We start from the raw sequence: 26,984 nt of genomic DNA, 5'->3' as shown, positions 1-26,984 counted from the left end.
CGCCCAACCGGCCGCCCCCGCCCAGCCGGCAGCACCTGTCGATCCGAACGCTGTGGTCGCCACGATCAACGGCCAGACGCTGACCGAGGCAGACCTTGCGCTTGCCGAAGGCGAGCTGTCGCAGCAGTTCGCGCAGATGCCGCCCGAACAGCGCCGCGCCGCAGCACTTTCGGCGGCGATCGAAATCAAGGTCATGGCAACCCAGGCGGTCACCAGCGGCCTCGACAAGGATCCCGACTTCCAGCGCCGCATGGCATTCCTGCAGCAGCGCGCGCTGCATGGCGAAATGGTCGAAAAGGATGTCGTCGACAAGGTCACCGATGCCGAGGTTCGCGCCCGCTACGACCAGGAAATCGCCAACACGCCGCCGGCCAACGAGGTGCATGCCCGTCACATCCTCGTGAAGTCGAAGGAAGAAGCCGACGCGATCATCAAGCAGCTCGACGGCGGCGCCGATTTCCAAAAGCTCGCCAATGAGCACACCAGCGATCCCTCAGGCAAGACCAGCGGCGGCGACCTCGGCTGGTTCGGTCCTGGACAGATGGTGCCGGAGTTCGACAAGGCGGCCTCCGCGCTGGCGGTCGGCAAATATACGGAGCAGCCGGTGCAAACGCAGTTCGGCTGGCACGTCATCAAGGTCGAGGACAAGCGCGCCAAGCAGCCGCCGGCTTTCGACGCCGTCAAGGATCAGGCCCGTCAGGCGGTCATCCGCGACAAGTATATCGCGCTGGTCAAGACGCTGCGCGCCGACGCCAAAGTCGAGATCCCGGACGAGAAGCTGAAGCAGACGGTCGACGCGCTGGAAAACACCAAGTAGGCCCGCCATCGGCGAAGCTGCCGATCTCCCCCTTGCGGGGAGGTTCCCGCGCAGCGGACGGAAAGCCAGTTGCTTGGCTTTCCGAACGCCGGCAGAGCAGAGCGGGTTTCCGACCTCTCAAGATTTGGGTTCCTCGCCCCACGAAAGTGGGGAAAGGTGGCCGCGAAGCGGCCGGAGAGGGGCTTTCGTAGGGCGCAGTCCCGAGATCCTCCTCTTCCTCCCTACCTATCCTATAATGCGTCGACGCCTTGAACGCCGCTGGATCGCCGTGTGCTCCGGTGGAGCGATGCCTTGTGTCACGTAGCGGACGGCTGTGCGTATGGTCGTTTCGTCTTCGTCGAGGCGATTGGTCAAAAGATGCTTCCAGGCAAAGGAGGCGAGCAGGTCGGCGACGAGCGCCGGATCGACATCGGCCGCGACTTCGCCCCTTGCCTTGGCGCGTTCGATCATCCGGCCGGTATGGACATGGCGTCCTTTCGTGTATTCGGCGAGGGCGGCGGCCACGGTTGCGTCCGACTGCGCCTCGGCGATCAGCGACCTGAAGACGCTGCCTGACGGTGTTTCGCGCCAGTGCGAGAACAAGCTCTTCAGGAAGCCGGCGAGATCATCCTCGAGGTTCCCGCTGTCGGGATTGTCGACGCGCTTGCCCCGCTGATAGACGTCGAAGAGCAAAGCGGCCTTGCTTGGCCACCAGCGATAGATCGTTGGCTTTCCCGCACGCGCCCGCCGCGCCACCGCTTCGATCGAAAAGCCGGAATAACCGGCCTCGGCCAGCACCGCCTCGGCGGCGTCGAGGATGGCGTCGGCGCTGTCGGGGCTGCGCCGCGGGCCAATCGATTTGCGGACCCGATCAACACCCATCCTGTTTCCCTTTGCCGATGATTTTTCGTCCGTAAACCATACATACTTTTCCCAACGAAACGAAACGGCCCGTTTTGGATAAGGGGACGCAGCGTTCCGATGAATTTGGGCGAAGCTCCGGCACCGCCCGCAACGGCCGGGAAAACGTCCTTGCGTCGGCGCCCGCTATCGGGCAAACCGGCGTTCCCTTGCGTTTTCCCCCGCCCGAGGTCTTCATGTCCGCCACGATTTCGCCGCTCGCGCCGAAGAAATACCCCAAAATGCCTGCTATCGAGGGCGTCCGCATCGCTACCGCCGAGGCCGGGATAAAGTACAAGAACCGCACCGATCTGCTCGCCATGGTCTTCGATGCCGGCACCACGGTCGCCGGCGTGTTCACCAAGTCGAAATGCCCGTCGGCGCCGGTCGATTTCTGCCGGCAGAATCTCGGGGCCGGCAAGGCGCGCGTGCTGGTCGTCAATTCCGGCAACGCCAACGCCTTTACCGGCAAGAAGGGCCGTAGCTCCACGGCAATGACCGGCGAGGCTGCAGCCAAGGCTGCCGGTTGCGCGCCGGATGAGGTGTTTCTGGCCTCGACCGGCGTCATCGGCGAGCCGCTGGATGCAGGCAAATTCAGCCATTTGCTTGCCGGATTGGTCAAGGACGGCAAGCCGGATCTGTGGACCGAAGCCGCCAAGGCGATCATGACCACGGACACCTATCCGAAACTGGCGACCGCGACGGTGAAGCTCGGCGACGCCGACGTCACCATCAACGGCATTGCCAAGGGCGCCGGCATGATCGCGCCCGATATGGCGACGATGCTCTCCTTCATCGCCACCGACGCGCCGATCGCAGCGCCGGTGCTGCAGGATCTTTTATCGCGCGGCACGGCCAAGACTTTCAACGCCGTCACTGTGGACAGCGACACCTCGACCAGCGACACGCTGCTGATCTTCGCCACCGGCACCGCCGCCAGGCGCGGCGCGCCTGAGATCACGGATGCCGGGGATACGCGCCTCGGCGCGTTCCGCCGCGCGCTCGGCAAGGTGTTGAAATCGCTGGCGCTGCAAGTGGTGCGCGATGGCGAGGGCGCCCGCAAGCAGGTCGAGGTCACCGTTACCGGCGCGAAATCGGCCCGTTCGGCCAAGCGCATCGCGCTGTCGATCGCCAACTCGCCGCTGGTCAAGACGGCGGTCGCCGGCGAGGACGCCAATTGGGGCCGCGTCGTCATGGCCGTCGGCAAGGCCGGCGAACCGGCCGACCGCGATCTTCTTTCGATCTGGTTCGGCGACAACAGGCTTGCGCATGAGGGCGAGCGCGATGCCGCCTATTCCGAAGAGGCGACATCGGCCTACATGAAGCGCGACGAGATCCGCATCCGTGCCGATATCGGCATCGGCCGCGGCAAGGCGACGGTGTGGACTTGCGACCTCACCAAGGAGTATGTCGCCATCAACGGCGATTATCGGAGCTGATGGCGTTGGTTTCCAGACATCCGGCAAGCGTGCTTGCCATCGTGCGCCGCTATGAGGCGGCCGGCTTTCGTGCCTGGCCGGCGGCGGCCGTCCATTATGATGGCACCTGGGTGGTGCGGCTGACGGCGGGTCATCCGGCCAAGCGGCTGAATTCCGTCAATCCGCTCGATCCGGGCGACATCCAGCACATGGCCGAGCGTATCGGCCGCGCCAGCCGCCGTTTCGACGCCTATGGCCGGCCGCTGACCTTCCGCATATCGCCGCTGTCGGGACCGGTCCTTTCCAAACATCTCGACAGCGAAGGCTGGAGCAAATTCGACGAATCGCTGGTGATGCGGCTGCCGCTGGCGGACGCCCAACTCGATGCCGCGATGGACCAGATTCCGCTGAAGGACATCAGCCGCTTCATCGGCGCGTCGCTCAAGGTGAGCGGCTCGGATGTGTCGCTGCGGCCGGGCCTGTCGGAAATCATCGGCGCCATCCAGCCGGAAGCCGGGCTGTTCGCGCTCGAAGAAGGCACCGAGCCGCTGGCAACGCTGATCTGCGTCCATGACGGCGATCTTGCCGGGCTGTTCGAGATCGCCACCGACAAATCGGTGCGCAACAAGGGCCATGGCCGCCATCTCATCCTGTCGGCGCTGAAATGGGCGCGGCTGCGCGGCGCCCGGGAAGCCTGGCTGCAGGTCGAAGCCGACAATGCGCCGGCGCTGGCGCTGTATCGTTCGCTCGGGTTCGACGAGGTCTATCGCTACCATTATCGCCGGCCGCCCAGCGCATGACCGGCGCTAATCCTGCCGGCAAGCGCCTGCTGTTGGTCGCAGCCTGCGCGCTGATCGATGCCGATGGCCGCGTGCTTTTGGCGCAGCGGCCCGAAGGCAAGCAACTCGCCGGTTTGTGGGAATTTCCGGGCGGCAAGGTCGAGCCCGGCGAGACACCGGAAGAATGCCTCATCCGGGAGTTGTACGAGGAGATCGGCATCGAAACCGATATCCCGTGCCTGGCGCCATTCACCTTCGCCAGCCACGCCTATGATGATTTTCACCTGCTGATGCCGCTGTTCGTCTGCCGTCGCTTTCGCGGCATCGCGCAGCCGAAGGAGGGGCAGGTGCTGAAATGGGTGCGGCCGCGCCAGATGCGCGACTTTCCGATGCCACCGGCCGACGCGCCGCTAATCCAGTTCCTCATCGATCTTCTGTGATTTTGCGCTGTCCGATTTAGACAGCGTTAATGGAAGATTTATCTCGCCGTGAAAAAACTGGGGCGCGGAAATCAAGGGAAGGTCGTGTTAGGCCTTCGCCGGAGAGCGGTTGCATGAGCGTCGACAGGGACTGGGATTCGATCCGACCCGAGCGCAATTACAGGGCTGTCAATGCCGGCATGGGCATATTGCGGATTACGCTGCTGTTCGGCTCTGCCGCGGTGGCGCTGGCTTTGATCGCTACGCCCTTCCTCGACAGCCGGATGCGACTACAGTCCGACCGCGCCGATTTTATCGGCGGCCTCGACAGGATGAGCACCGGGTCGATTGAAAGCAGGAACTCGATCGGCCATCGTGACACTTACACGCTGCGCAGGAGCGTGCTGCAGCCGCTGCCCAGTTCGGTCTGCGTGATACGCGACAATGGCAAGCGCAGCGGCGACTGCTGATATCGTTTAAAACGGCCGGTTCATCGCCTGTTAAGCCTGCGTCATTAACCTTTCTTAACAGGTCGGCGCTAGGGTTCCGGCAGGCGGGATCGACGGCCATGAGAACATTGCTGCAACGATTTTTGGACGACGAGGCCGGCGCGACGGTCATAGAATACGGCCTCATCGCGGCCGTGCTGTCGGTCGCCATCCTTGCCGGGGGCGGCCAGGCGTTCGATGCCCTCAGATCGCTGTTCGGCGACAGGCTTGCGAACGCTCTCCCGTAGTGATCACGACTGGTAGTGATCAAGGCTGGGCTCCCCATCGGTAGAATCCGATCAACGCCCTTCGGGGTCTTCCAGGATTGTCTTCAGCGATATTTTCGCCGAACCCGGCGTCAGCGGCTTTTGCTGCGAGGCGTCAGGCGCCCAGCCTGACATCCAGACGATCGGAAAACTCGCCCTGACGCGACCATCGGGATCGGAAAATCGCTCGGCGTAGATTTCGGCGGCGCGGGCAAACAGCCTTCGTGTCCCCGGTCGCCTGCTGCGGTCGATGAGGGCGCTGGTCTCGCCCATCACCCGCAGGTCCGCCATCAGCCCGAACAGCGAATCATAGCGCACCGTCACCGTCTCGACATCGGCGACGGGCAAGGCCAGGCCGGCGCGTTGCAAAAGCGCGCCGGCGTCGCGCACGTCGGTGAACGGGATGACGCGCGGGCTGGCGCCGCCATAAAGTTCGGTCTCGGCGGCAAGCAGGCTTTCGCGCAGTTCGGAAAGCGTGCCGGCGCCGGCAAAAGCGCCGAGGAAAAGACCGTCCGGTTTCAGCGCGCGACGGATCTGCACCAGCATGCCGGGAATGTCGTTCATCGCTTGAAGGGACAAAAGAGACACGGCGAGATCGAGGCTTTCCGGCTCGAACGGCGCTGTCTCCAGCGGCGCCACCAATCCCTCGACATCGTCCAGGAACGCAGCGTCCGCCTCGACGCGCGCGATTTCCGCCACCTTGCCGCTTGCCGCGAGCACGTCGACCGCTGCCGGCGTCTGGCAAAACAGCACTGCCGCTCGGTCGAATTTGCGCTCGACGGCGCCCAGCCGATCGGCAAGCTCTTCGGCCGCCCGAAGCATCAGGAAATCCGCGCCGGCAGCCGGATTGGAGAGCGCCCGGCGCTTGTGCGCCAGCCAGAGAGACGTATCGACTATGGGCTGCAACTGACGGTTCCTGGTTTCCGCTCTCTGATATAGGGTGGCGGACAACGAACCACGTGGCCGATCCAATGCCAGATATCAAGAGTATCGCTCGAAAGGCATTGGACTGGCCAGCGCGCGTGCTGTTTCCGCCGGTTTGCGCCGGCTGCCGCCGGCATGTCTCGCAGCCCGGCGTGCTGTGCGGCGCCTGCTGGCCGAAGCTCAGGCTCCTGGAACGGCCATGGTGCCCGGTCATGGGCACGCCATTCATCCATCACATGGGCGAGGGTTTTCTGTCGGCCGAGGCGATCGCAGACCCGCCGCCCTTCGAGCGCGCGCGGGCCGCGGTCGCTTACTCCGGTGTCGCCCGCCAGATGGTGCAAGGGTTGAAATACCAGGATCGCACCGATTTGGCGCCATGGATGGCCCGTTGGATGCTGCGCGCCGGCGCCGAACTGACCGCGGAGGCCGATGTGGTCGTGCCGGTGCCGCTGCACTGGCGGCGCTTTTTCAGGCGCCAGTTCAACCAGTCGGCGGAACTGGCAAGGGCGGTATCGCAGCTTGGCGGCCTGCCTTTCGCGCCTTCCGCGGTCAGGCGCGTCAAACTCACGCGCCAGCAGGTCGGGCTGGAGCGGCGGGAACGCGAGGAGAATGTGCGCGCCGCCTTCCGCGTGCCCGAGGAGGCCGAGATCGAGATCGCCGGCCGCCGGGTGCTCTTGATCGACGATGTCTATACCACCGGCGCCACTGTTCGCGCGGTCGCCAAGGCGCTGAAGAAGGGCGGCGCCGGGGCGGTCGACGTGCTGACCTTTGCGCGTGTGCTGCCGGGGGACTTTCGGGCCGACGAGTCCGCGACTATATAGATTGAAGATAGGCAGGATTGCTGACCGATGGTCGACGTGACGATCTATACACGGGTGATGTGCGGCTATTGCGCGGCAGCCAAGCGGCTGCTCGAACGCAAGGGCGTCGCCTACACCGAGCACGACGCCTCCTTCTCGCCGGAACTGCGCCGGGAAATGATTTCCCGCGCGAACGGCCGCTCGACCTTTCCGCAGATTTTCATCGGCGACACACATGTCGGCGGCTCCGACGATCTCCACGAATTGGAGGCGGAGGGCCGGCTGGACCGTCTGCTCGCCGATGGTTCGACGAATTGAGGATATGACGATGGGTGCTTTCAAGGCGGCGGCAATCCAGATGCGTTCCGGCATCAGCCCCGAGCGCAACGCGGTCGATCTGGAGCGGCTGGTGCGCGAGGCGGCTAGCCAGGGCGCGACCTATATCCAGTCACCGGAAATGACCGGTGCGCTGGTCCGCGACAAACAGGCGCGGGCCGCCTCGTTCACGGCCGAGGACAAGGACATCATCGTCGCGACCTCGCGGAAGCTGGCGAAAGAACTTGGCATCTTCCTGCATATCGGCTCGACCGCCATCTTGCGCGCCGACGGCAAGCTCGCCAATCGTGCGCTTCTGTTCGGGCCGAATGGCGCGACACTAGCCACCTACGACAAGATCCACATGTTCGACGTCGATCTCGACAGTGGCGAGAGCTGGCGTGAATCGGCCGCCTACGAGCCGGGCACCGAGGCCGTCGTCACCGAGATCAGCGGCGCCGGGATCGATGGCGCGAGGCTGGGTTTCGCCGTCTGCTACGATCTGCGCTTTCCGCAGCTCTTCCGCGCCGAGGCGCTGGCGGGCGCGGACATGCTTTCGGTGCCCGCCGCCTTCACCCGCCAGACCGGCGAAGCGCACTGGCACGTGCTGCTCAGGGCACGCGCCATCGAGAACGGCGCCTATGTCGTCGCTGCGGCGCAAGGCGGACTGCACGAGGACGGCCGCGAGACCTATGGTCATTCGCTGATCGTCGATCCCTGGGGCCGTATCCTCGCAGAAGCTGCGCATGACGAGCCGGCCGTGATCGTCGCCGAGATCGACCCGGCGCAGTCGGTCGCCGCGCGCAAGAAGATCCCTAACCTGAAAAATGCGCGGGATTTTGCCGTCAACGGCGGATCGGCCGAGACGCTGCCGCTCAGGGGTGCAGCATCTTGATCCGCTTTGCGCTGATCTGCGACCACGAGCACGAATTCGAGGGTTGGTTTCGCAGTAATGACGATTTCGACACCCAGAAGAAACGTGGCTTCGTCGATTGCCCGACTTGCGGCTCGCACAAGGTCGAGAAGGCGTTGATGGCTCCGGCCGTCTCCACCGGCCGCAAACAGGAAAAGATCGCGCTCGCCATGGGCGAGGCCCAGAAGCAGGCGCTGGCGCAATTGAAGGCGCTGGCCGAGAAGGTGCGCGAGAACGCCGACTATGTCGGCGACAAATTTGCCGAGGAAGCGCGCAAGATCCATTTCGGCGAGAGCGATCCACGCGGCATCTATGGCGAGGCGACGCTGGAGGAGGCAAAGAGCCTAGCCGAGGACGGCGTCGAATTCATGCCGATTCCGAGCTTCCCCGACGAGCGGAACTGAGCGGCTATCTCACGCTTGCTATCAATTTCTCAAGCAGGCGAGCAAGCGTCTCCTGCTCCTGACGCGTCAGACCGGAAAGTATCTCGTGTTCGTTGGCGACGTGAGCGGCGACTGCTTCATCGATCAAGGCGAGACCTTTTGCGGTGAGCTGCACGACAATCCCACGCCGATCGTTGGGATGCGGCCCGCGCATGATCAGTCCTAACTTCTCCAGCCGGTCGAGCCGGTTGGTCATGGCGCCCGACGTGACCATCGTCGCTTCATAGAGGGCGGTTGGCGTCAGTGCGAAAGGTGATCCGGAACGGCGCAGCGTCGCCAGCACATCGAATTCCCCGGATTGCAGTCCGAAACGGGCAAACAGCGGAGCGAGGCGTTCTCGTGCTATCAGCGACGAGGCCTCGTTCAATCGTCCAAGCACGGCCATCGGCGAAACGTCCAGATCCGGCCGTTCCTTTTTCCACTGCTCGATGGCGTTCGCCGCACGGTCCATCTATCTCACCATTAAATATCTTGACGTTAAGTATCTTTGCATTATCTTATCCCAAGATGTAATGCCGGCCAAGGGCCGCAAATCGTGTCGGGTCTACGAAATGAAATTTCTCTGGGATTCTGCGCTCGGCCTTTTGGTCGTCACCGGCGGGCTGCTCGGCTTGACGCTGCCGTTCGGCAAGATCGCGACGGCAGCCGGCGTTTCCGCCATGGTCTGGGCCCTGGTCATCTCGCTCGGCGCCGGCGGCGTGCTTTTCTGCGCCTTGCTGCTGCGCGGGCAGCGCATCCGGCTTACCCCGCACAGGCTACGCTACTTCTTCGTCACCGCGGCGGTGTCCTACGCCGTCCCCAATCTGTTGATGTTCTCGGCCATTCCGCACCTCGGCGCCGGCTACACCGGCATCATGTTCACGCTGTCGCCGGTGGTCACGCTTGTGTTTTCGATCCTGCTCGGCGTTCGCCGCCCCAATCTGCTTGGTGTCGTCGGTATTGCAGTCGGCTTTGTCGGTGCGGTGATGGTGGCGATGACGCGCGGCGAGGCCGGCCAGCCGGCCGAATTTTTCTGGGTGGCGATAGGGCTGCTCATCCCGGTCAGCCTCGCCGTCGGCAACATCTACCGCACGGTCGACTGGCCCGAAGGGACCGGACCGATCGAACTTGCCGTCGGCAGCCATCTCGCAGCGGCTGCGCTGCTCCTCTGCGGCATCCTCACGCTGCAGGGCGGCGGTTCGCTTGCTCCACTCAGCAATGTGCCGCTGGTGGTCGTCGGGCAGGTCGCGTCAGCCGCGGCGATGTTCGCCTTCTTCTTCCGGCTGCAGGCGGTCGGCGGCCCGGTCTATCTCAGCCAGATCGGCTATGTCGCGGCTGCGGTCGGGTTGTTTGCCGGCACGATCTTTCTCGGCGAGCACTATCAATTGCTGACCTGGGCGGGTGCTATCATCATCACCGCCGGCGTGTTCATCACCACCAAAGCGCAAAGCCAGATCACCAGAAAGGCGCAGGGTCAGACGGGTGAGAAGGTGGCGACGTGAGAAGGTTCAGGCATTTCGTGACAAAGTTCAGGCGGGTGCCTTCTCCGCCAGCACCATATAGTTGACGTCCATGTCCTTCGATCGCTGCCAGCGGTCGGCGAGCGGATTGTAGGCGACGCCGGTGCGGTCGATGATGGTCAGGCCAGCGCCGGCGAGCGCCTTTTCCAACTCGTCCGGCCGTACCAGCTTGCCGAACTGGTGGGTGCCACGCGGCAACCAGCGCAGCACATATTCGGCGCCGATGATGGCCAGACCCAGCGCCTTCAGCGTGCGGTTGATGGTGGCGACGAACATGATCCCGCCGGGCTTGACCATCTCGCCGCATTTGGCCACGAACAGGTCGATGTCGGCGACATGCTCGACCACTTCCATGTTGAGGATGACGTCGAATTTCTCGCCGGCGTCGGCCAGATCCTCAGCCGTCGTGGCACGGTAATCGACCGTCACGCCGACCTCCGCCGCATGCAGCTTGGCCACTTCGATGTTGGTGGCGGATGCGTCGGCGCCGACCACTTCGGCGCCAAGCCGCGCCATCGGCTCGCACAACAGCCCGCCGCCGCAGCCGATGTCGAGGAAGCGCAGGCCCTCGAATGGCCGCGCCGCACGCGGGTCGCGGCCGAAGCGCGCCGCCACCTGGTCGCGTATATAGGCAAGCCGGATTGGATTGAACTTATGCAGCGGGCGGAATTTGCCGTTCGGGTTCCACCATTCGGCGGCAAGGGCGGAAAAGCGCTCCACTTCTCCGGCATCGATCGTCGACCGTCTGGGTTCTGGCATGGTGTGTCTCCCGCAGACTCAAAAGTTCAGAGCGCGATCGGGTGCAAAACCGGATACGACTTTTGCTGATCGCGCTCTGGTGCGCTAGGAAGTCGGTCGCGAGGCAGCGAATGTCAAGGCAGCAATTTCGCCTGTCGACAGGGCAGTGCTCACGATGCCAGGAGGCGCCGGCTGCGATCTGCCGGCATGTGGCAGCTTGCTTCGCCTTCCGTCGACCAACCGACGACTGGCGGCACGCCTTGCGAAACCCCAAGCATTTGGCTAAGGAGGCCGCGAATTCAGCGACCGGCCCGTCCGGACGCTCCCTTTCCGCTTTTCGGCCGTCGGCCCGGGCATCCAGTCAAAGGCATTTCGCTTCCATGGCGCGCATCGTGATGAAATTCGGCGGAACCTCCGTCGCCGACATCGCCCGCATCCGCAATGTGGCGCGCCACGTCAAACGCGAGGTCGATGCCGGCCATGAGGTGGCGGTGGTCGTCTCGGCAATGGCCGGCAAGACCAACGAACTGGTGCAATGGACGCGCGAAGCCTCGCCCATGCACGATGCGCGCGAATATGATGCCGTCGTCGCCTCCGGCGAGCAGGTGACTGCCGGCCTGCTGGCGATCGCGCTGCAGAACATGGGCGTCCATGCCCGTTCCTGGCAAGGCTGGCAGATCCCGATCAAGACCGATAATGCCCATGGCGCGGCGCGTATTCTCGACATTGACGGCGCATTCCTGATCAAGCGCTTCGGCGAAGGCCAGGTGGCGGTGGTCGCCGGCTTCCAGGGCATCGGACCGGACAACCGTATCGCGACGCTCGGCCGTGGCGGTTCCGACACCAGTGCCGTCGCCATCGCCGCGGCGGTCAAGGCCGACCGATGCGACATCTATACCGATGTTGACGGGGTCTACACCACCGACCCCCGCATCGAGCCGAAGGCACGGCGGCTGGCCAAGATTTCCTTCGAGGAAATGCTTGAAATGGCGTCGCTCGGCGCCAAGGTCCTGCAGGTGCGTTCGGTCGAGCTTGCCATGGTGCACAGGGTGCGTACGTTCGTGCGGTCGTCCTTCGACGACCCCGACGCGCCCGGAATGGGGGATTTGCTCAATCCGCCCGGAACGCTTATTTGCGACGAGGAAGAAATCGTGGAACAGCAGGTCGTCACCGGAATTGCCTACGCCAAGGACGAAGCGCAGATTTCGTTGCGCCGTGTCGGCGACCGGCCGGGCGTCGCCGCCGGCATTTTCGGGCCGCTGGCCGAAGCCAATATCAATGTCGACATGATCGTCCAGAACATTTCGGAGGACGGCAAGTTCACCGACATGACCTTCACCGTGCCGTCCGGCGATGTCGACAAGGCGCTTGGCGTGCTTGAGCGGATCAAGGCCACGATCGGTTACGACGTCGTACAGTCGGAAGCCGGCATGTCGAAGGTCTCGGTGATCGGCATCGGTATGAGGAGCCATGCCGGCGTCGCCGCCACCGCCTTCAAGGCGCTGGCCGACAAATCGATCAACATCCGCGCGATCACGACCTCCGAAATCAAGATTTCGATCCTGATCGACGGTCCCTACACCGAACTTGCAGTTCGCACTTTGCATTCCATCTACGGTCTGGATAAGCAGTAGCAGACTGCAACGGCCCGAAAATCGACAGTCGATTCTCGGATAGCACGATGCAGCGGATCGAAAGTCTTAGAGCGTCCTTTACGCGTCCAATCGGATGCATGGCGCTCTAATTGAGTTGTTGCGTGAGCGCCGGCCGCGGGAGAAACTGCGGCGGGCAAAATGTCCATTGGAGAACAAGCTGCGATGCGTGATACGGCCAGTGGCCCGCGCGTTTTGCTGAAACGGCTCCGCGAGCTCATGCAGGAGCCGCTGGAGCCGCAGGAGCGGCTCGACCGCATCGTGCGCGACATCGCCTCCAACATGGTCGCCGAAGTGTGCTCGCTCTATGTGCTGCGTGCCGATTCGGTGCTCGAACTCTATGCCACCGAAGGCCTGAACCCGAACGCCGTCCATTTGGCGCAGCTCAGGCTGGGGGAAGGCCTCGTCGGCACGATCGCGGCCTCAGCACGACCGCTCAATCTCTCGAACGCGCAGGAACATCCCGCCTTCGCCTACCTGCCGGAGACGGGGGAAGAGATCTACAACTCCTTCCTCGGCGTGCCGGTGCTCAGGGCAGGGCGCACGCTCGGCGTGCTGGTCGTCCAGAACAAGACCATGCGCCATTATCGCGACGACGAGGTCGAGGCGCTGGAAACGACGGCGATGGTGATCGCCGAGATGATCGCCACCGGCGATCTTGCGCGGCTGACCCGGCCCGGCCTCGAGCTCGACCTGCGCCGCCCGGTGAGCTTTACCGGCCTGTCCTTCAACGAGGGTGTCGGGCTTGGCCATGTCGTGCTGCACGAGCCGCGCATCGTCGTCACCAATCTGTTCAACGAGGACAGCGACGAGGAAATCAGGCGGCTCGATGCATCCCTCGGTTCGCTCAGGCTCTCGATCGACGACATGCTGGAACGCCGCGAAGTCGCCTTCGAGGGCGAACATCGCCAGGTGCTCGAAGCCTATCGCATGTTTGCCAACGACAGCGGCTGGGTGCGCCGGCTGGAAGAGGCGATCCGCAACGGCCTGACGGCGGAAGCAGCGGTGGAAAAAGTGCAGAGCGACATGCGGGCCCGCATGCTGCACATGACCGATCCGTATCTGCGCGAGCGGATGAGCGATTTTGACGATCTCGCCAACCGGCTGCTGCGCCAGTTGATGGGGCGTGGACCGGACGATGTCGCGACCTCGCTGCCGAAGGACGCTATTATCGTCGCCCGCTCGATGGGCGCCGCCGAACTGCTCGATTATCCCAGAGACAAGCTGCGTGGCGTGGTGCTGGAGGATGGGGCCGCGACCAGCCACGTCGTCATCGTGGCGAGAGCTATGGGCATACCGGTCGCCGGCCAGATGAAGGGTGCCGTTTCCATGGCGGAAAACGGCGACGCCATCATTGTCGACGGCGAAGAAGGTGCGATCCATCTGCGCCCCCAGCCCGACCTCGAAGCCGCTTATGCCGAAAAGGTCCGCTTCCGGGCTCGGCGGCAGGAAGTCTATCGCGAACTGCGCAAGAAGCCGTCGGTGACCAAGGACGGCGTCCACGTCGATCTGTTGATGAATGCCGGCCTGGCCGTAGATCTGCCGCAGCTTACCGAGGCGGGTGCTGCCGGCATCGGCCTGTTCCGCACCGAGCTGCAATTCATGGTCGCCTCGACCTTTCCGCGTGCAGAAGCCCAGGAACGGCTCTACCGAGACGTGCTCGACGCGGCGCGCGGCAAGCCGGTGACCTTCCGCACCATCGATATCGGCGGCGACAAGGTGCTGCCCTACTTCAAGGACACGATTCAGGAAGAGAATCCGGCGCTTGGCTGGCGTGCCATCCGCCTGACGCTCGACCGGCCGGGCCTGTTGCGCACCCAGATCCGCGCGCTGCTGAAGGCCTGCGGCGGGCGTGAACTGAAGCTGATGCTGCCGATGGTGACGGAACTCGGCGAGATCGCACAGGCACGCGAAATCCTCGATCGCGAGGTGCGGCATCTGTCGCGTTTTGCCCATCATTTGCCGACCAGCCTGAAGCTCGGGGCCATGCTGGAAGTGCCTTCGCTGCTGTTCCAGCTCGACGAGCTGATGAAGGCGGTCGATTTCGTCTCGGTCGGATCGAACGATCTGTTCCAGTTCGTCATGGCGGTCGATCGCGGCAATACGCAGCTCTCCGATCGCTTCGATACGCTGTCGACGCCGTTCCTGCGCGCTTTGAAGCAGATTGCCGACGCGGGCGTGCGCAACAACACGCCGGTGACCTTGTGCGGCGAGCTCGCCGGCAAGCCGATCTCGGCGATGGCGCTGGTCGGCCTTGGTTACCGTTCGATCTCGATGTCGCCTGCCTCGATCGGTCCGGTCAAGGCGATGCTGACGGAGCTGCCGCTGGCCGAGCTGCAAGCATTTTTCGCCGACAATCTCATGGCGCCGTCCCAGAAGTTGCCGATGCGCGCGCTGCTGCAGGCCTTTGCCGACGACCGCTCCATACCGTTGTAGTAGTACCCCACCATGATCAACCTGCCCCGCGACCGTATGGATCAAGTCGTCAAGCGTTTCGACATGCTCGAGGCGCAGATGTCGGCCGGGCCGGCGGCGGACGCCTATGTCAGGATGGCGTCGGAATATGCCGACATCCAGGAAATGGTGGCAAAGATCAGGGCGCTGCGCACCGCCGAGCACGAACAGGCAGATCTGGAGGCGATGCTCGCCGACAAGAGCACCGATGCCGAAATGCGGGCATTGGCCGAGGCCGATCTGCCCGAGGTCAGGGAGCGCATCGAAGCGCTGCAGAAAGACATCCAGATCCTGCTTCTGCCCAAGGATGCCGCCGACGACAAGAATGCCATCCTCGAAATCCGTGCCGGCACCGGCGGCGACGAGGCAGCTCTCTTTGCCGGCGACCTGTTTCGCATGTACGAACGCTACGCTGCGGCACGCGGCTGGCGTTTCGAGACGGCGTCGGCGAGCGAGGGCGAGGTCGGCGGCTACAAGGAAATCATCGCCACCATTTCGGGCAAGGGGGTCTTTGCCCATTTGAAATTCGAATCCGGCGTGCATCGCGTGCAGCGCGTGCCGGCGACCGAGGCCGGCGGGCGCATCCACACCTCGGCGGCGACGGTTGCCGTGCTGCCCGAAGCAGAAGAGGTCGACATCGACATCAGGGCCGAAGACATCCGCATCGACACGATGCGCGCCTCGGGTTCGGGTGGCCAGCACGTCAACACCACCGATTCGGCGGTGCGCATCACCCATCTGCCGACCGGCATCATGGTGGTGCAGGCGGAGAAGTCGCAGCACCAGAACCGGGCGAAAGCCATGCAGATCCTGCGCGCCAGGCTCTACGACCTAGAGCGTAGCAAGGCGGACGAGGAACGCTCCGAATCGCGCAGGTCGCAGGTTGGTTCGGGCGATCGCTCGGAACGCATCCGCACCTACAATTTCCCACAGGGTCGCGTCACCGACCATCGCATCAATCTGACGCTTTACAAGCTCGACCGGGTGATGATGGGCGAACTCGACGAGATCATCGACGCGCTGATGGCCGATCACCAATCGAAGCTGCTCGCCGATATCGGCGTCGATGGCTGACAGTCTGCCTGGTATGCTGGGGCCGCTGCTGAAAGCGGCACGGGCACGTCTTGCCGCAGCCGCAGTCGCCGATCCGGCGCTGGATGCCAGGCTGATCGTCGAACATTTTTCCGGCACCACCCGCACGCAAGCCATCGTCGATCCCGAATGCAGGGTCGATGCCGGCGCGATGGCCGCTATCGATGCAGCGTTAAGACGGCGGATCGCCGGCGAGCCGGTGCATCGCATCCTCGGCCATCGCGAATTCTACGGCTTGCGCCTGTCGCTGTCGCCGGAAACGCTGGAGCCGCGACCAGATACCGAGACGCTGGTCGAAGCGGTACTGCCCTTCGTGAAGACCACAGCAGAACGGCAAGGCGAATGCCGCATCCTCGATCTCGGCACCGGCACCGGCGCGATCGCACTGGCGCTGCTCAGCGCCGTTCCGGCGGCGCGCGCCACTGGGGTCGACATTTCGCAAGAAGCGCTGGGCACCGCCATGCGCAATTCCGAGGAATTGGGGTTGGCCAGCCGGTTCCAGGTGCTCAAATCCGACTGGTTCGAAAAAGTTTTTGGCCGATACCATGTAATTGCCGCTAACCCTCCCTATATAGCGTCCATAGACATCGAAAATCTGCAGGACGAGGTCCGCGATTTTGATCCACGCCGAGCCCTGGATGGCGGCGTGGACGGTCTTAGTCCCTACAGGATCATCGCCGCCGAGGCGGCAGGTTTTTTGGAAGCCGAGAGCAGGATTGCGGTCGAGATCGGCCACACGCAACGCCAAGAGGTCACCGATATATTCTCCGCAGCCGGCTACAGTTTGGCCGGGGTTTTTCGCGATCTTGGCGGAAACGACAGGGTTCTGATCTTTGAACTGACAAAGCCGTGATGCAGTGCGAAAAAACGCTTGGCAATGTCGGGGAATGCGGCTAGGGTCGCCTTAACCGGATGAGACGAAGCAGGCAGTGCTCTTAGCGATTCGGTTTCCTTGGAAATAGCTGCCTTCTTGCGCAAACGACGCCCAGCTTCGTGCGGGAATCGTCCGACAAGTGATGTAACCGGAACAGGATGACACGTGGCGCCAACGCAATCGATGCGGGCGAACGCCGGTGAAGAGACGAAACGGCTGGCCGCATGAGCGCCTCCGTTCGTGAAGAATTTTCGAAAATTTCAAAAATGAAGAGAGTCGAATGAGGCCACAACAGCAGAACAGGCGCATGCGCGGTCGCAACAACAACGGCGGCGGCAATAACAATAACAACAACCGCAAGGGCCCAAATCCCCTTACGCGCAACTACGAGAGCAACGGCCCGGACGTGAAGATCCGCGGATCGGCTCAGCAGATCGCCGAAAAATACGCTACCCTTGCCCGTGACGCGCAAAGCTCCGGCGACCGGGTGATGGCGGAAAACTATCTCCAGCACGCCGAGCACTACAATCGCATCATCGCTGCCGCGCAGGCGCAGCTTCCGATCCAAAGCGCTCAGCAGAACCGCGACGATTTCGACGAGGACGGCGACGACGACCGCGACGATTTCGACAACACCGGCAACAGCAATGCTGGTGAAACCGCGGCTCCGGTGGTTAATCATGGTGCCGGCCCGCAGCCGGTTATCGACGGCACGCCGGCCGAATTGGCGTTCAACCAGGAAAACCGCGATAATCGCGAGAACAGTGGGCGCGATAATGGTGGGCGCGACAACAATGGCGGCCGCCATCGCGACCGTCGCCCCAATGGCGGCTACGGCCAGAACGGCCAGCGCGGCGAATATGGTTCGCGCGGCGAGCAAGGCGGACAGCGCGGCGATCAGAATCGGCGTAACGAGACGCCGGTACAGAGCGAAACGACCGTACAGGCGGAAGCTGTGTCCCCGGTCGAGCCTGTTTCTGTGCCCGAGCCCGCGCCGCAGTTCGAGAACTTCTCGCCGGCGGCTCTCGCTGCCCAGGCCGAGCTGAAGGAAGCGGCTGCCGAAAATGGCGTTGCCCGGCGTCCCAGGCGTCCGCGCCGCCCGCGTGTCAATGCCGATCAGGTGGACAGCAGCAATGACAATGCTGGCGCCGATAATTTGAATACAGCGCCGGCGGAAGACGCTGGTGGGGAGCCCGCCAGCGTCGACGTCAACAACTGATTGAGCAAGGCCTTCAGACATTTTTGGACGGCGGAGAGAAATCTCCGCCGTTTTTGTTTTGCGCGCCCGTAGAATATTATGCGTCCACCATTATCGGGACGTCTTGAGGGTCCGTGGCTTGCGCCCCATATCTCGCCTGAACAGGATCCGGCTCGAACGGGCGGGTCCGTCACCGCAATCTGATCCGGTGCCGCATAGCGGGCCGGTGACGGAAGGAGACAGAGATGAACCTTGAAAAATACTCCGAGCGCGTGCGCGGCTTTATCCAGTCCGCGCAGACCATGGCGCTCTCGCGCAACCACCAGCAGTTCACCCCCGAACATATATTGAAGGTGCTCGTCGACGACGACGAGGGCTTGGCCGCGTCGTTGATCGAGCGCGCCGGCGGCAGCGTTCGCGACGTCAAGCTTGGCGTCGAGACGGCACTTGAGGCAATGCCCAAGGTGGAGGGCGGCAACGGCCAGCTTTATCTGGCGCAGCCACTGGCCAAGGTGTTTTCGACCGCCGAGGAGCTGGCCAAGAAGGCCGGCGACAGTTTCGTCACGGTCGAGCGGCTGCTGACGGCACTGGCGGTCGAGAAATCCGCCAAGACCGCCGATATCCTGACCAAGGCCGGTGTGACGCCACAGGCGCTTAACCAGGTGATCAACGAGGTCCGCAAGGGCCGCACCGCCGATTCTGCGAGCGCCGAGCAGGGCTATGACGCGCTGAAGAAGTATGCGCGCGATCTCACCGCCGACGCCCGCGCCGGCAAGCTCGACCCGGTCATCGGCCGCGATGACGAGATCCGCCGCACCATCCAGGTGCTGTCGCGCCGCACCAAGAACAATCCGGTGCTGATCGGTGAACCGGGCGTTGGCAAAACCGCGATCGCCGAAGGGCTGGCGTTGCGCATCGTCAACGGCGATGTGCCCGAATCGCTCAAGGACAAGCAGCTGATGGCGCTCGACATGGGGTCGTTGATCGCCGGCGCCAAATATCGCGGCGAATTTGAGGAGCGGCTGAAGGCGGTGCTTTCGGAAGTTACCGCTGCCGCTGGCGGCATCATCCTGTTCATCGACGAGATGCACACGCTGGTCGGGGCCGGCAAGGCGGATGGCGCCATGGATGCCTCGAACCTGTTGAAGCCGGCGCTGGCACGCGGCGAACTGCACTGCGTCGGCGCGACGACGCTCGATGAGTACCGCAAGCATGTCGAGAAGGACGCGGCTCTCGCCCGCCGCTTCCAGCCGGTCTTCGTCAATGAGCCGACCGTCGAAGACACCGTCTCCATCCTGCGCGGCCTGAAGGAAAAATACGAGCAGCACCACAAGGTGCGCATCTCGGATTCGGCGCTGGTCGCGGCAGCGTCGCTGTCCAACCGCTATATCGCCGACCGGTTCCTGCCGGACAAGGCGATCGACCTTGTCGACGAGGCCGCGTCGCGGCTGCGGATGCAGGTCGATTCGAAGCCTGAAACGCTGGACGAGATCGACCGCCGTATCATGCAGCTCAAGATCGAGCGTGAGGCGCTGAAGGTCGAGAAGGACGATGCGTCGAAGGACCGGCTCGCCCGCCTCGAAAAGGATCTTTCCGCCCTGGAGGAAGAATCGACCGAACTGACCTCGAAGTGGCAGGCCGAGAAGCAGAAGCTCGGGCTCGCCGCGGATCTGAAGAAGCAGCTCGACGAGGCGCGCAACGAGCTCGCCATTGCCCAGCGCAAGGGTGAATTCCAGCGCGCCGGCGAGCTGGCCTACGGCAAGATTCCGGAACTCGAAAAGAAGCTGACGCAGGCCGAGGCTCAAGACGGCAAGGTCGGCATGGTCGAGGAAGTGGTCACCCCCGATCACGTCGCCCATATCGTGTCGCGCTGGACCGGCATTCCGGTCGACAAGATGCTGCAGGGCGAGCGTGACAAGCTGCTGCGCATGGAAGACGAGATCGGCAAGCGCGTCGTCGGCCAGGGCGAGGCGGTGCAGGCCGTGTCGAAAGCCGTCCGCCGTGCCCGCGCCGGCCTGCAGGACCCGAACCGGCCGATCGGCTCGTTCATGTTCCTCGGGCCGACGGGCGTCGGCAAGACCGAGCTGACCAAGGCGCTCGCCAGCTTCCTGTTCGACGACGAGAGCGCCATGGTGCGCATCGACATGTCGGAATTCATGGAGAAGCACTCGGTCGCCCGGCTGATCGGCGCGCCTCCCGGCTATGTCGGCTATGAGGAAGGCGGCGCGCTGACCGAAGCGGTGCGGCGCCGGCCCTACCAGGTCGTACTGTTCGACGAGATCGAGAAGGCACATCCCGATGTCTTCAACGTGCTGCTGCAGGTGCTCGACGACGGCCGCCTGACCGATGGACAAGGCCGCACGGTCGATTTCCGCAACACGCTGATCATCATGACGTCGAACCTCGGCGCCGAATATCTGGTCAATCTCGGCGAGAACCAGGACGTCGATGTCGTGCGCGACGAGGTGATGAGCGTGGTGCGGGCATCGTTCCGGCCGGAGTTCCTCAACCGCGTCGACGAGGTGATCCTGTTCCACCGGCTGCGCCGGCAGGATATGGGCCGCATCGTCGAGATCCAGCTCAAGCGGCTGGAAAACCTGCTTGTCGACCGCAAGATCACGCTTTCGCTGGACCAGGAGGCGGTCGATTGGCTGGCGGCCAAGGGCTACGATCCGGCCTATGGAGCGCGGCCGCTGAAGCGGGTGATGCAGAAGGAACTGCAGGACCCGCTGGCGGAAAAAATCCTGCTCGGCGACATCCTCGACGGTTCGACCGTCAAGGTCACCGCAGGTTCCGACCGGTTGAACTTCCGCTCGAGGCCGACGGTCGTGGCGACCGAGGCGGCTGCCTGATTTCGAGCCGGCTTGCATAAAATGGCGGGGCGCAGATGACGCTGGATGACTACAACGGCTTCTGCGCCTCGCTGCCTGCGACGACCCACGTCGTCCAATGGGGCGGCGCCCATGTCTGGAAGGTCGGTGCCAAGGTGTTTGCCATCGGCGGTTGGAGCGAGGGGAAGGAGCCGTTCGTCACCTTCAAATGCTCCGACATCGCTTATGACATCTTGAAGGAACAGCCGGGCCTTCGGCCCGCGCCCTATCTTGCGTCACGCGGCATGAAATGGATCCAGCGCCAGACAAATCAAAGCATGGACGATGACGCGCTGAAGGACTACCTGCGCGAAAGCCATCGCCTTGTCGTCCTCAAGCTGACGAAACAGGCGCGCAAGGAATTGGGGCTTACCGCCGGCTAGTGTTCTTGCTCGCCAGAAATCCGCCATCTTCATGCCCGGTTCATGTTGGAACCTTATGGTCGCTAACTGATTTGCTGGCGAAGGGGTTGGTATATCTCATCGGCCCGAAAATCGAATTCGATTTTCGGAAAGCGCGATGCGGAGATTAGAGTGTTAGAGCGTCCTTTGCGCGTCCGGAAGGACGCGCGGCGCTCTAACGAGACTATGCTGGGCGGCGGCAATTACGGACCGGAGAATTTGGGCAACATGTTCCGCACGATCTTCACCCTTTCGGCGTTCGCCGCCGGGCTGCTTTCTTCGAGCGCAATGGCCGCGCCGACGGAAGACATTGCGCCGCGATCTGCCCGTGCGGCCGATGACGGCGGTGTGCTGGTCGCCCAGAACGGCGATTTCGACGTCTATTACGACGCCAGGGGAAACCGCGTCATCGTCGATGCGGAAACCGGCAAGGTCCTTGCCATCCAGCCGCCGCAGACCAGGTTCGACCGCCGTGCGCTGCGCCGCGAGGGCTCGCGCAATCTCGGACCGGTCGAGGACGACCGCTATTATCTCGACGAGGAAGACACGGCAGGCTTGCGCCGCAGGCAATTGGAAGAGGAAGGCTTGATCGTCGTGCCGCCGCCCGACGAATACGATCCCTACGACGACAATTCGGTAGAAGCTTTTCCCGAAGCCCCGCGGGATGATAGCTACGGCGATAATTATCCGGAAGCGCCGCAGCCGCGCACCGTCAAGCGCCAGCCGCTCAACGAGGCTTCGATCGAACCGGTCGAGCCGACGGCGCCGGGCGACCAGGCGGCACTGCCGCCAAAGATCGGCGGCAAAACGGCGGTCGATCCGTCGCTTTCACTCGGTGCACGCCAGGATGTCGCGGCGTTGCAAGTGCTGCTCGACCGCGCCGGCGCTTCGCCCGGTGTCGTCGACGGGCGCTTCGGCTCGAACGTCGACAAGGCGCTCGCCGCCTACAACGAGATCACCGGCAGCTCTCTGCGGTCGACCGATGTGGTCGGCATCCAGGCGGCGCTCGAGCAGTCCGGCGGCGATGCCTTCGCCTCCTACGCCATCACCCCCGAAGATGCAGCCGGCCCCTATGTCGCCTCGGTGCCGGAAGACTACAGCCAAAAGGCGCAACTCGACCGGCTGAGCTACACCTCCGTCACCGAAGCGCTGGCCGAGCGGTTCCACATGGACGAGAACTATCTGAAGGCGCTCAATCCGGACGCCAATTTCAACCGTCCCGGCACGATCATCAAGGTCGCCAATTTCGGCAGGCTGGTGGTGAAGCCGGTGGCAAGCATCATCGCCGACAAGGGCAAGAAGCAAGTCCGCGCCTATGACGCATCGGGCAAGCTGATCGCGGCCTATCCAGCCACCATCGGCTCGGCGGACACGCCTTCGCCCACCGGCACGCATGCGGTGTCGCGGGTCGCGTTGGATCCGAACTACACCTACAACCCGAACATCAATTTCAAGCAGGGCGAAAACGACAAGATCCTGACCATCCCGCCAGGCCCGAACGGCCCCGTCGGCTCGGTCTGGATCGCGCTGGACAAGCCGACCTACGGCATTCACGGCACACCCGATCCCTCCAAGATCGGCAAGACCGAAAGCCATGGCTGCGTGCGGCTGACCAATTGGGACGCGCGCGAGCTGGCAAAAATCGTCTCGCCGGGTGTCACGGTGGAATTCATCGACTGAACGCTGTCGGCAAGGAGCCGTGATCGGTGCCATGAAGGTCTCGATCCCTGTTCTGGTTTCAACGACAGCAATCCTCTGGCTGGTTGTTGCCGGCGGATCGGAGGTCTAAGCAGGCTGCATGAAGTCTCCAAGCGAAGCCGCTGCCATCTCCCTGACCGGCTCTCTTCGGGCCGATACGTTTTGCCCGCAATCGCGGCGCAGGTTCGTGCTGATCGCGGCGATCCTGGCTTCCGCGCTCGGCTTCATCGACGGTTCGATCCTGGCCATCGCCACGCCGGCGATCCGCGTCGACCTCGGCGCCAGTTTCGCCGAGGCGCAGTGGATTTCAAACTCCTATGCGCTGACGCTTTCGGCGCTCATCCTTGTCGGCGGCGCCGCCGGCGACCGTTTTGGCCTGCGGCATGCTTTCGTGGCAGGTATCGCGCTGTTCATTGTTGCCTCGCTTGCCTGCGCGGTGGCGCCGAACCCGCCAGTGCTCATTGCGTTTCGCGCCATTCAAGGCATCGGTGCCGCCATCATGGTGCCGGGCAGCCTCGCCATTATCGCCAAGGCCTATCCGAAGAAGGAGCGCGGCAGGGCGATTGGCATCTGGGCGGCGGCCTCGGCGCTGACGACGGCGCTTGGCCCGGTGCTGGGCGGCGTTGTCTTGTCGGCCTTCGGCGACGGCATCTGGCGGGCGATCTTCGCGATCAATCTGCCGCTTGGACTTCTCTCGATCTATCTCCTGCTCGCCAAGGTCCCGGCCGACGCTCCGACGGAAAAGCGCAGCCTCGATCTCGGTGGCGCTGCACTCGCCACCTTGGCGTTCGGGGCGCTTGCCTACGGCTTGACTTCGATGAGCGCAGAGGGCGAGGGGCAAATGTCGGGCCCGAGCATTGCCGCCGGCGCGGTGTTGCTCGTCTTGTTCATTGTCTTCGAGCGCCGGCAGCGCGAACCAATGATCGATCTCTCGCTGTTTCGGGTCGGCGCCTTCGCCGGCGCCAATGTAGCGACCTTCTTCCTCTATTTCGCGCTGTCGGCCAATCTGTTCTACCTGCCGATGCTGCTCATCGCCGGATGGGGGCTGAGCACGGCTGAGGTCGGTTTCATCTTCCTGCCGCTGTCGGCGCTGATCGCGCTGTTTTCGGGGCCGATCGGCCAATGGTCCGACCGGATCGGTCCGCGGTTTCCGATCGCCAGCGGCAGTCTCGTGGTCGCTGTCGCCTTTGCCGGGCTTGGTTGGCTGGCCTATGCCGGGATCCACAGTTTCTGGTGGGGAGTGTTTCCGTTGATGGCGCTGATGGGGTTCGGCATGGCGCTGGTCGTGTCGCCGCTGTCGACGGCGATCATGACGGCGGTCGATGACAAGGATACGGGTGCTGCTTCGGGAATCAACAATGCCGTCTCGCGCATTGGCGGCCTGATTGCAGTGGCGGCGATGGGATCATTGGCGGCCTGGGTCTATGCGGCAACGCTGAACACCGGTGCCGCATCCGGCATCCCGGGTTTCGGCGAACCGGCGCCGGCCGGCCTGGCACCGGATCTCGATGCAGCAAGGCTCGCCGCCAGCGATGCAGCTTTCGCAGCGGTCGCCCTGGTGACCGCGCTGCTTTGCCTGCTCTCGGCGATCGTGGCGTGGACGACTGTTTCCGGCGAGCGACTGCCATGGTCGCGTCGATCTGAAAATCCGCAGGGCTGAAGAGCCTAAAGGCGCCAAAGTCGGCTCAGCCTTCGATCTTGGCGCTCGCGATCTTCAGCGAATCACTGTCTTCCTGCTTGAGCAGATCATCGATGCGCCCGCGCTCGCGCTTGAAGGCGACGAGATCGTCGCCTTTCAGCACCTTGCCTACCGGCAGGCGAACGCGCATCGGGTCGACCTTGGTGCCGTTGACAATCAGCTCGTAGTGGAGATGCGGACCGGTGGCGAGGCCGGTCTGGCCGAGAAAGCCGATGGTCTGGCCTTGGCGGACGCGCACACCCGGCGCGATGCCTTTGGCAAAAGCGCTCTGGTGATTGTAGGAGGTCTCGTAACCATTGGCGTGGCGGATGATGATCTGCTTGCCATAGCCACCGGCCCAGCCGGCCTTCTCGACGACGCCGTTGCCGGCGGCGATGATCGGCGTGCCGATCGAGGCCGACCAATCGACGCCGGTATGCATGCGCACATAGCCGAGGATCGGATGCCTGCGGGCACCGAAGCCGGAGCGGAATTTTCCTGCGGGCAGGGGATTGCGCAGCAGGAATTGCTGAGCGCTGCGACCGTCCTCGTCGAAATAGTCGGTGCTGCCGTCCTGCATCTGGAATCGATAGAAATTGCGCGTCGTGCCGCCGAATGTCGCCGAGACATAGAGCAGCTCGGATTCGTCGGATGCCCGGTCGTCGCCGTCCGGCTGCGAGAACAGCACCTCGATACGGTCCGACGGATTGAGCCGCGACTGGAAGTCGACACCTGAGGCCAGTAGCTTGATCAGCCGCTTGGTCATGGCCTTGGACATGCCGTAGGAGTAGGCGGCGCGGTAGATGCCATCGTAGACATTAGGCAGATTGCCGCGCACCACTGGCGCGGGCGAATCGTCGAATGCGGTCGCCAATTCGGGATTGGGTTCCGGCTCCTGCGCCGGCACATATTGGCCGTGATCGTCTATAGCTATGGTGACGATATGCTGCGTCCTGTCATAGATGCCGGTGCGAACGACCTTGGCGGCGTCGCCATGGATCTCGAGCCCAACGCGCAGCACGGTTCCCGCCTTGAGCGCTGTCGCATTCAGCAATTTGGCGATCGCCTCGGCCATGCCGGTGGCGTCCTCGCCCGTATAGCCCGAATCGGCGAAGGCCTCGACTATGTCGCGATCCCTGGTGAAGGGGATGATTTCCTCGGCGAAAGCCGGCGCCTGATCGTCGGGGGCAGCGCGCAGCGACACCGAGACGTTTTCCGGGACGATCCTGACATCGTAGGATCCGGCCATGCTCTCGGCGAATGCTTCGCCGAATCGCTGCGGGTCGACATAATGCAGCGATGCGACCTGCACCGCGCCGTCGCTTAGACCGGTGCCGGCCTCACGCACCACCTTTTCCACTTCGTCGGCGGACAAGTCGCTCTTTTCGTCGAAGGCCGCTGTCTCGATCGGGAAATCGACCGTCTTCAGGCTCATCTCGCTTTCGACCTTGGCGCCATAGATCTGGCCGGCGGCGGCGGTCGCCGGCTGGTCGGCATTGCCGTCGCGATCGTCGCCGAACACCTGCATTGGATTGAAAGGCGGATAGGCGCGGCTGGTCGCGTGTCCGGCGGCAAGCGCCATCTTGATCTGCACGAAAGGCATAGTGTGGATGACGTCGCGATCGCCGACCTTGGTCACCATCGACACTTCCATGCGCCGTCGGTCCTTGGCCTTGGCGATCTGGCGCGGCGCCACCAGCCTGGTGGTCTTGGCGATCTCGCCGGAATCGTCGCCTCTCGCAAGGCTGATTAGTTCGGCGATCTCGGGCGGCGTTGCCAGTTGCTGCCGGCCATCAAGGGCCGCGAACAGCGCAACCCCCATCAGCACGCTAGACGTCACGCCGGTAAGAAATGTGCCCGACAGCCAGCGTGCCGAAACCTCGCGCCGGTCGGGTGGGCCACTGCGACCGTCCGCAATCAGCGGCGGCTCGTTGCCGAGTTCGGCTATGACATTTTCCGTATCTGGCATCCAGAAAGGCTGCTTCTTCCCCGGGCGGGACGGCTTGTCGCTTTTGTTGTGGCCATGACATTTGCCTGTCACGGCGGGCGAAGTCAACGAAGCGCCTGGCTTCGGCCGAAATCCCCAATCACACTTTTCTCTCAGTGGCTCTCTTATAGTCTCTTATTAAGGGGGCCGCGCCGATGGTGCGCACGCCCGCTTTATTGGCCTTGGTGTTAAGCCGTAATGCGGCGGCAATAGGGCTCCAGCATGGTGGTGGGCTTTGTTATTCCCATGTTATTCCCATGCCGCCGCGGAAGTCGGCTACCGAAAATCCTTTGTCGCAAAAAATTCAAAAAAGATTGAAATGGTTGTTGACAGTTTGGAGGGGTGGCGACTATATACGCCTCACCAACGAGGGCGGCGCGCC

General features: G+C 63.5%; 26 protein-coding genes. 21 read left to right on the top strand and 5 right to left on the bottom strand.

Annotation, left to right across the window (positions count from 1 at the left end):
- Window positions 1-817, top strand: an 817-nt coding sequence (locus AC0L26_RS31210; RefSeq protein ID WP_473635992.1) for a peptidylprolyl isomerase, incomplete at its 5' end; no start/stop codon positions are given.
- Window positions 818-1,042: 225 nt separating this feature from the next.
- On the opposite strand, the gene AC0L26_RS31205 is transcribed toward AC0L26_RS31210, so the two are convergent.
- Window positions 1,043-1,678 (bottom strand): TetR/AcrR family transcriptional regulator, encoded by a 636-nt coding sequence (locus tag AC0L26_RS31205; protein WP_473635991.1) that lies wholly within the window; start codon window positions 1,676-1,678, stop codon window positions 1,043-1,045.
- Between the two features lie 215 nt (window positions 1,679-1,893).
- On the opposite strand from AC0L26_RS31205, the gene argJ reads away from it, so the two are divergent.
- From argJ to AC0L26_RS31180, 5 genes are all read left to right on the top strand, one after another.
- On the top strand, window positions 1,894-3,135 hold the full coding sequence (argJ, locus tag AC0L26_RS31200) for a bifunctional glutamate N-acetyltransferase/amino-acid acetyltransferase ArgJ (protein ID WP_473635990.1): 1,242 nt from the start codon (window positions 1,894-1,896) through the stop codon (window positions 3,133-3,135).
- Complete coding sequence (locus tag AC0L26_RS31195) at window positions 3,135-3,914, top strand: GNAT family N-acetyltransferase (RefSeq protein ID WP_473635989.1); 780 nt, start codon at window positions 3,135-3,137, stop codon at window positions 3,912-3,914. Before argJ ends, AC0L26_RS31195 begins: the two co-directional genes overlap by 1 nt.
- The gene (locus tag AC0L26_RS31190) at window positions 3,911-4,333 is read left to right on the top strand and encodes a (deoxy)nucleoside triphosphate pyrophosphohydrolase (RefSeq protein WP_473635988.1); all 423 of its coding nucleotides are present in this window, start codon (window positions 3,911-3,913) and stop codon (window positions 4,331-4,333) included. Before AC0L26_RS31195 ends, AC0L26_RS31190 begins: the two co-directional genes overlap by 4 nt.
- Window positions 4,334-4,446: 113 nt before the next feature.
- Window positions 4,447-4,782: a hypothetical protein gene (locus AC0L26_RS31185; protein ID WP_473635987.1), complete on the top strand. Its 336-nt coding sequence runs from the start codon at window positions 4,447-4,449 to the stop codon at window positions 4,780-4,782.
- 98 nt (window positions 4,783-4,880) lie between these two features.
- Window positions 4,881-5,048: a Flp family type IVb pilin gene (locus AC0L26_RS31180; protein WP_473635986.1), complete on the top strand. Its 168-nt coding sequence runs from the start codon at window positions 4,881-4,883 to the stop codon at window positions 5,046-5,048.
- A 51-nt stretch (window positions 5,049-5,099) separates the two neighbouring features.
- Here AC0L26_RS31180 and AC0L26_RS31175 read toward each other — a convergent pair whose 3' ends face one another.
- Window positions 5,100-5,972, bottom strand: a complete 873-nt coding sequence (locus AC0L26_RS31175; RefSeq protein WP_473635985.1) for a methyltransferase domain-containing protein — start codon at window positions 5,970-5,972, stop codon at window positions 5,100-5,102.
- Window positions 5,973-6,025: 53 nt separating this feature from the next.
- Between AC0L26_RS31175 and AC0L26_RS31170 the strand changes: the two genes are divergently transcribed.
- From AC0L26_RS31170 to AC0L26_RS31155, 4 genes are read left to right on the top strand one after another with little or no spacing between them, the layout of a single operon-like run.
- Complete coding sequence (locus tag AC0L26_RS31170) at window positions 6,026-6,811, top strand: ComF family protein (protein WP_352937375.1); 786 nt, start codon at window positions 6,026-6,028, stop codon at window positions 6,809-6,811.
- A gap of 27 nt (window positions 6,812-6,838) precedes the next feature.
- Complete coding sequence (gene grxC, locus AC0L26_RS31165; protein WP_354494201.1) at window positions 6,839-7,108, top strand: glutaredoxin 3; 270 nt, start codon at window positions 6,839-6,841, stop codon at window positions 7,106-7,108.
- A gap of 10 nt (window positions 7,109-7,118) precedes the next feature.
- A complete protein-coding gene (locus AC0L26_RS31160; protein WP_473635984.1) occupies window positions 7,119-8,000 on the top strand; it encodes a carbon-nitrogen hydrolase family protein in 882 nt (293 codons plus the stop codon).
- Window positions 7,997-8,422 (top strand): DUF1178 family protein, encoded by a 426-nt coding sequence (locus tag AC0L26_RS31155; protein ID WP_352937371.1) that lies wholly within the window; start codon window positions 7,997-7,999, stop codon window positions 8,420-8,422. Before AC0L26_RS31160 ends, AC0L26_RS31155 begins: the two co-directional genes overlap by 4 nt.
- A 4-nt stretch (window positions 8,423-8,426) precedes the next feature.
- Here the strand turns inward: AC0L26_RS31155 and AC0L26_RS31150 are convergent, their stop codons facing one another.
- Entirely contained in the window at window positions 8,427-8,912 is a 486-nt protein-coding gene (locus tag AC0L26_RS31150) for a MarR family winged helix-turn-helix transcriptional regulator (protein ID WP_473635983.1), read from the bottom strand.
- A gap of 100 nt (window positions 8,913-9,012) precedes the next feature.
- Between AC0L26_RS31150 and AC0L26_RS31145 the strand changes: the two genes are divergently transcribed.
- The gene (locus tag AC0L26_RS31145; RefSeq protein WP_473635982.1) at window positions 9,013-9,942 is read left to right on the top strand and encodes a DMT family transporter; all 930 of its coding nucleotides are present in this window, start codon (window positions 9,013-9,015) and stop codon (window positions 9,940-9,942) included.
- Window positions 9,943-9,969: 27 nt separating this feature from the next.
- Here AC0L26_RS31145 and ubiG read toward each other — a convergent pair whose 3' ends face one another.
- Complete coding sequence (gene ubiG, locus AC0L26_RS31140) at window positions 9,970-10,719, bottom strand: bifunctional 2-polyprenyl-6-hydroxyphenol methylase/3-demethylubiquinol 3-O-methyltransferase UbiG (protein WP_473635981.1); 750 nt, start codon at window positions 10,717-10,719, stop codon at window positions 9,970-9,972.
- 359 nt (window positions 10,720-11,078) lie between these two features.
- Here ubiG and AC0L26_RS31135 point away from each other — a divergent pair, with 359 nt between their 5' ends.
- The 9 genes from AC0L26_RS31135 to AC0L26_RS31095 all read left to right on the top strand — a co-directional run bounded on the left by AC0L26_RS31135 (window position 11,079) and on the right by AC0L26_RS31095 (window position 24,597).
- Entirely contained in the window at window positions 11,079-12,332 is a 1,254-nt protein-coding gene (locus AC0L26_RS31135; RefSeq protein ID WP_352937366.1) for an aspartate kinase, read from the top strand.
- A gap of 183 nt (window positions 12,333-12,515) precedes the next feature.
- On the top strand, window positions 12,516-14,786 hold the full coding sequence (gene ptsP / locus AC0L26_RS31130; RefSeq protein WP_473635980.1) for a phosphoenolpyruvate--protein phosphotransferase: 2,271 nt from the start codon (window positions 12,516-12,518) through the stop codon (window positions 14,784-14,786).
- Window positions 14,787-14,798: 12 nt separating this feature from the next.
- Window positions 14,799-15,878, top strand: coding sequence for a peptide chain release factor 1 (gene prfA, locus AC0L26_RS31125; protein WP_473635979.1), 1,080 nt, complete (start codon window positions 14,799-14,801; stop codon window positions 15,876-15,878).
- Window positions 15,871-16,749 carry a peptide chain release factor N(5)-glutamine methyltransferase gene (gene prmC, locus AC0L26_RS31120; RefSeq protein ID WP_473635978.1) on the top strand — a complete coding sequence of 293 codons (879 nt, stop codon included), beginning with the start codon at window positions 15,871-15,873 and terminating at the stop codon, window positions 16,747-16,749. Before prfA ends, prmC begins: the two co-directional genes overlap by 8 nt.
- A 301-nt stretch (window positions 16,750-17,050) precedes the next feature.
- On the top strand, window positions 17,051-17,989 hold the full coding sequence (locus AC0L26_RS31115; protein WP_473635977.1) for a DUF4167 domain-containing protein: 939 nt from the start codon (window positions 17,051-17,053) through the stop codon (window positions 17,987-17,989).
- Window positions 17,990-18,213: 224 nt separating this feature from the next.
- Window positions 18,214-20,820, top strand: coding sequence for an ATP-dependent chaperone ClpB (clpB, locus tag AC0L26_RS31110; protein ID WP_473635976.1), 2,607 nt, complete (start codon window positions 18,214-18,216; stop codon window positions 20,818-20,820).
- A gap of 35 nt (window positions 20,821-20,855) precedes the next feature.
- Entirely contained in the window at window positions 20,856-21,221 is a 366-nt protein-coding gene (locus tag AC0L26_RS31105; RefSeq protein WP_473635975.1) for an MmcQ/YjbR family DNA-binding protein, read from the top strand.
- A gap of 246 nt (window positions 21,222-21,467) precedes the next feature.
- Complete coding sequence (locus AC0L26_RS31100) at window positions 21,468-22,919, top strand: L,D-transpeptidase family protein (protein ID WP_473635993.1); 1,452 nt, start codon at window positions 21,468-21,470, stop codon at window positions 22,917-22,919.
- Between the two features lie 118 nt (window positions 22,920-23,037).
- The gene (locus AC0L26_RS31095) at window positions 23,038-24,597 is read left to right on the top strand and encodes an MFS transporter (RefSeq protein ID WP_473635974.1); all 1,560 of its coding nucleotides are present in this window, start codon (window positions 23,038-23,040) and stop codon (window positions 24,595-24,597) included.
- A 25-nt stretch (window positions 24,598-24,622) separates the two neighbouring features.
- Here the strand turns inward: AC0L26_RS31095 and AC0L26_RS31090 are convergent, their stop codons facing one another.
- Window positions 24,623-26,584, bottom strand: coding sequence for a M23 family metallopeptidase (locus tag AC0L26_RS31090; protein ID WP_473635973.1), 1,962 nt, complete (start codon window positions 26,582-26,584; stop codon window positions 24,623-24,625).
- 173 nt (window positions 26,585-26,757) lie between these two features.
- Here AC0L26_RS31090 and AC0L26_RS31085 point away from each other — a divergent pair.
- Window positions 26,758-26,984 (top strand): hypothetical protein (locus AC0L26_RS31085; RefSeq protein ID WP_473635972.1); only part of this gene is annotated, 227 nt, incomplete at its 3' end.

It is taken from the genome of Mesorhizobium sp. WSM4823, assembly GCF_055811195.1.
The sequence above is the reverse complement of the archived record's forward strand: the minus strand, read 5'-3'. Positions and strand labels throughout refer to the sequence as shown.

Coding starts and splice junctions, on each gene's coding strand:
- AC0L26_RS31205 (WP_473635991.1), bottom strand. CDS start 1,678: ATGGGTGTTGATCGGGTCCGCAAATCGATTGGCCCGCGGCGCAGCCCC.
- argJ (WP_473635990.1), top strand. CDS start 1,894: ATGTCCGCCACGATTTCGCCGCTCGCGCCGAAGAAATACCCCAAAATG.
- AC0L26_RS31195 (WP_473635989.1), top strand. CDS start 3,135: ATGGCGTTGGTTTCCAGACATCCGGCAAGCGTGCTTGCCATCGTGCGC.
- AC0L26_RS31190 (WP_473635988.1), top strand. CDS start 3,911: ATGACCGGCGCTAATCCTGCCGGCAAGCGCCTGCTGTTGGTCGCAGCC.
- AC0L26_RS31185 (WP_473635987.1), top strand. CDS start 4,447: ATGAGCGTCGACAGGGACTGGGATTCGATCCGACCCGAGCGCAATTAC.
- AC0L26_RS31180 (WP_473635986.1), top strand. CDS start 4,881: ATGAGAACATTGCTGCAACGATTTTTGGACGACGAGGCCGGCGCGACG.
- grxC (WP_354494201.1), top strand. CDS start 6,839: ATGGTCGACGTGACGATCTATACACGGGTGATGTGCGGCTATTGCGCG.
- AC0L26_RS31160 (WP_473635984.1), top strand. CDS start 7,119: ATGGGTGCTTTCAAGGCGGCGGCAATCCAGATGCGTTCCGGCATCAGC.
- AC0L26_RS31150 (WP_473635983.1), bottom strand. CDS start 8,912: ATGGACCGTGCGGCGAACGCCATCGAGCAGTGGAAAAAGGAACGGCCG.
- AC0L26_RS31145 (WP_473635982.1), top strand. CDS start 9,013: ATGAAATTTCTCTGGGATTCTGCGCTCGGCCTTTTGGTCGTCACCGGC.
- ubiG (WP_473635981.1), bottom strand. CDS start 10,719: ATGCCAGAACCCAGACGGTCGACGATCGATGCCGGAGAAGTGGAGCGC.
- AC0L26_RS31135 (WP_352937366.1), top strand. CDS start 11,079: ATGGCGCGCATCGTGATGAAATTCGGCGGAACCTCCGTCGCCGACATC.
- ptsP (WP_473635980.1), top strand. CDS start 12,516: ATGCGTGATACGGCCAGTGGCCCGCGCGTTTTGCTGAAACGGCTCCGC.
- prfA (WP_473635979.1), top strand. CDS start 14,799: ATGATCAACCTGCCCCGCGACCGTATGGATCAAGTCGTCAAGCGTTTC.
- prmC (WP_473635978.1), top strand. CDS start 15,871: ATGGCTGACAGTCTGCCTGGTATGCTGGGGCCGCTGCTGAAAGCGGCA.
- AC0L26_RS31115 (WP_473635977.1), top strand. CDS start 17,051: ATGAGGCCACAACAGCAGAACAGGCGCATGCGCGGTCGCAACAACAAC.
- clpB (WP_473635976.1), top strand. CDS start 18,214: ATGAACCTTGAAAAATACTCCGAGCGCGTGCGCGGCTTTATCCAGTCC.
- AC0L26_RS31105 (WP_473635975.1), top strand. CDS start 20,856: ATGACGCTGGATGACTACAACGGCTTCTGCGCCTCGCTGCCTGCGACG.
- AC0L26_RS31100 (WP_473635993.1), top strand. CDS start 21,468: ATGTTCCGCACGATCTTCACCCTTTCGGCGTTCGCCGCCGGGCTGCTT.
- AC0L26_RS31095 (WP_473635974.1), top strand. CDS start 23,038: ATGAAGTCTCCAAGCGAAGCCGCTGCCATCTCCCTGACCGGCTCTCTT.
- AC0L26_RS31090 (WP_473635973.1), bottom strand. CDS start 26,584: ATGCCAGATACGGAAAATGTCATAGCCGAACTCGGCAACGAGCCGCCG.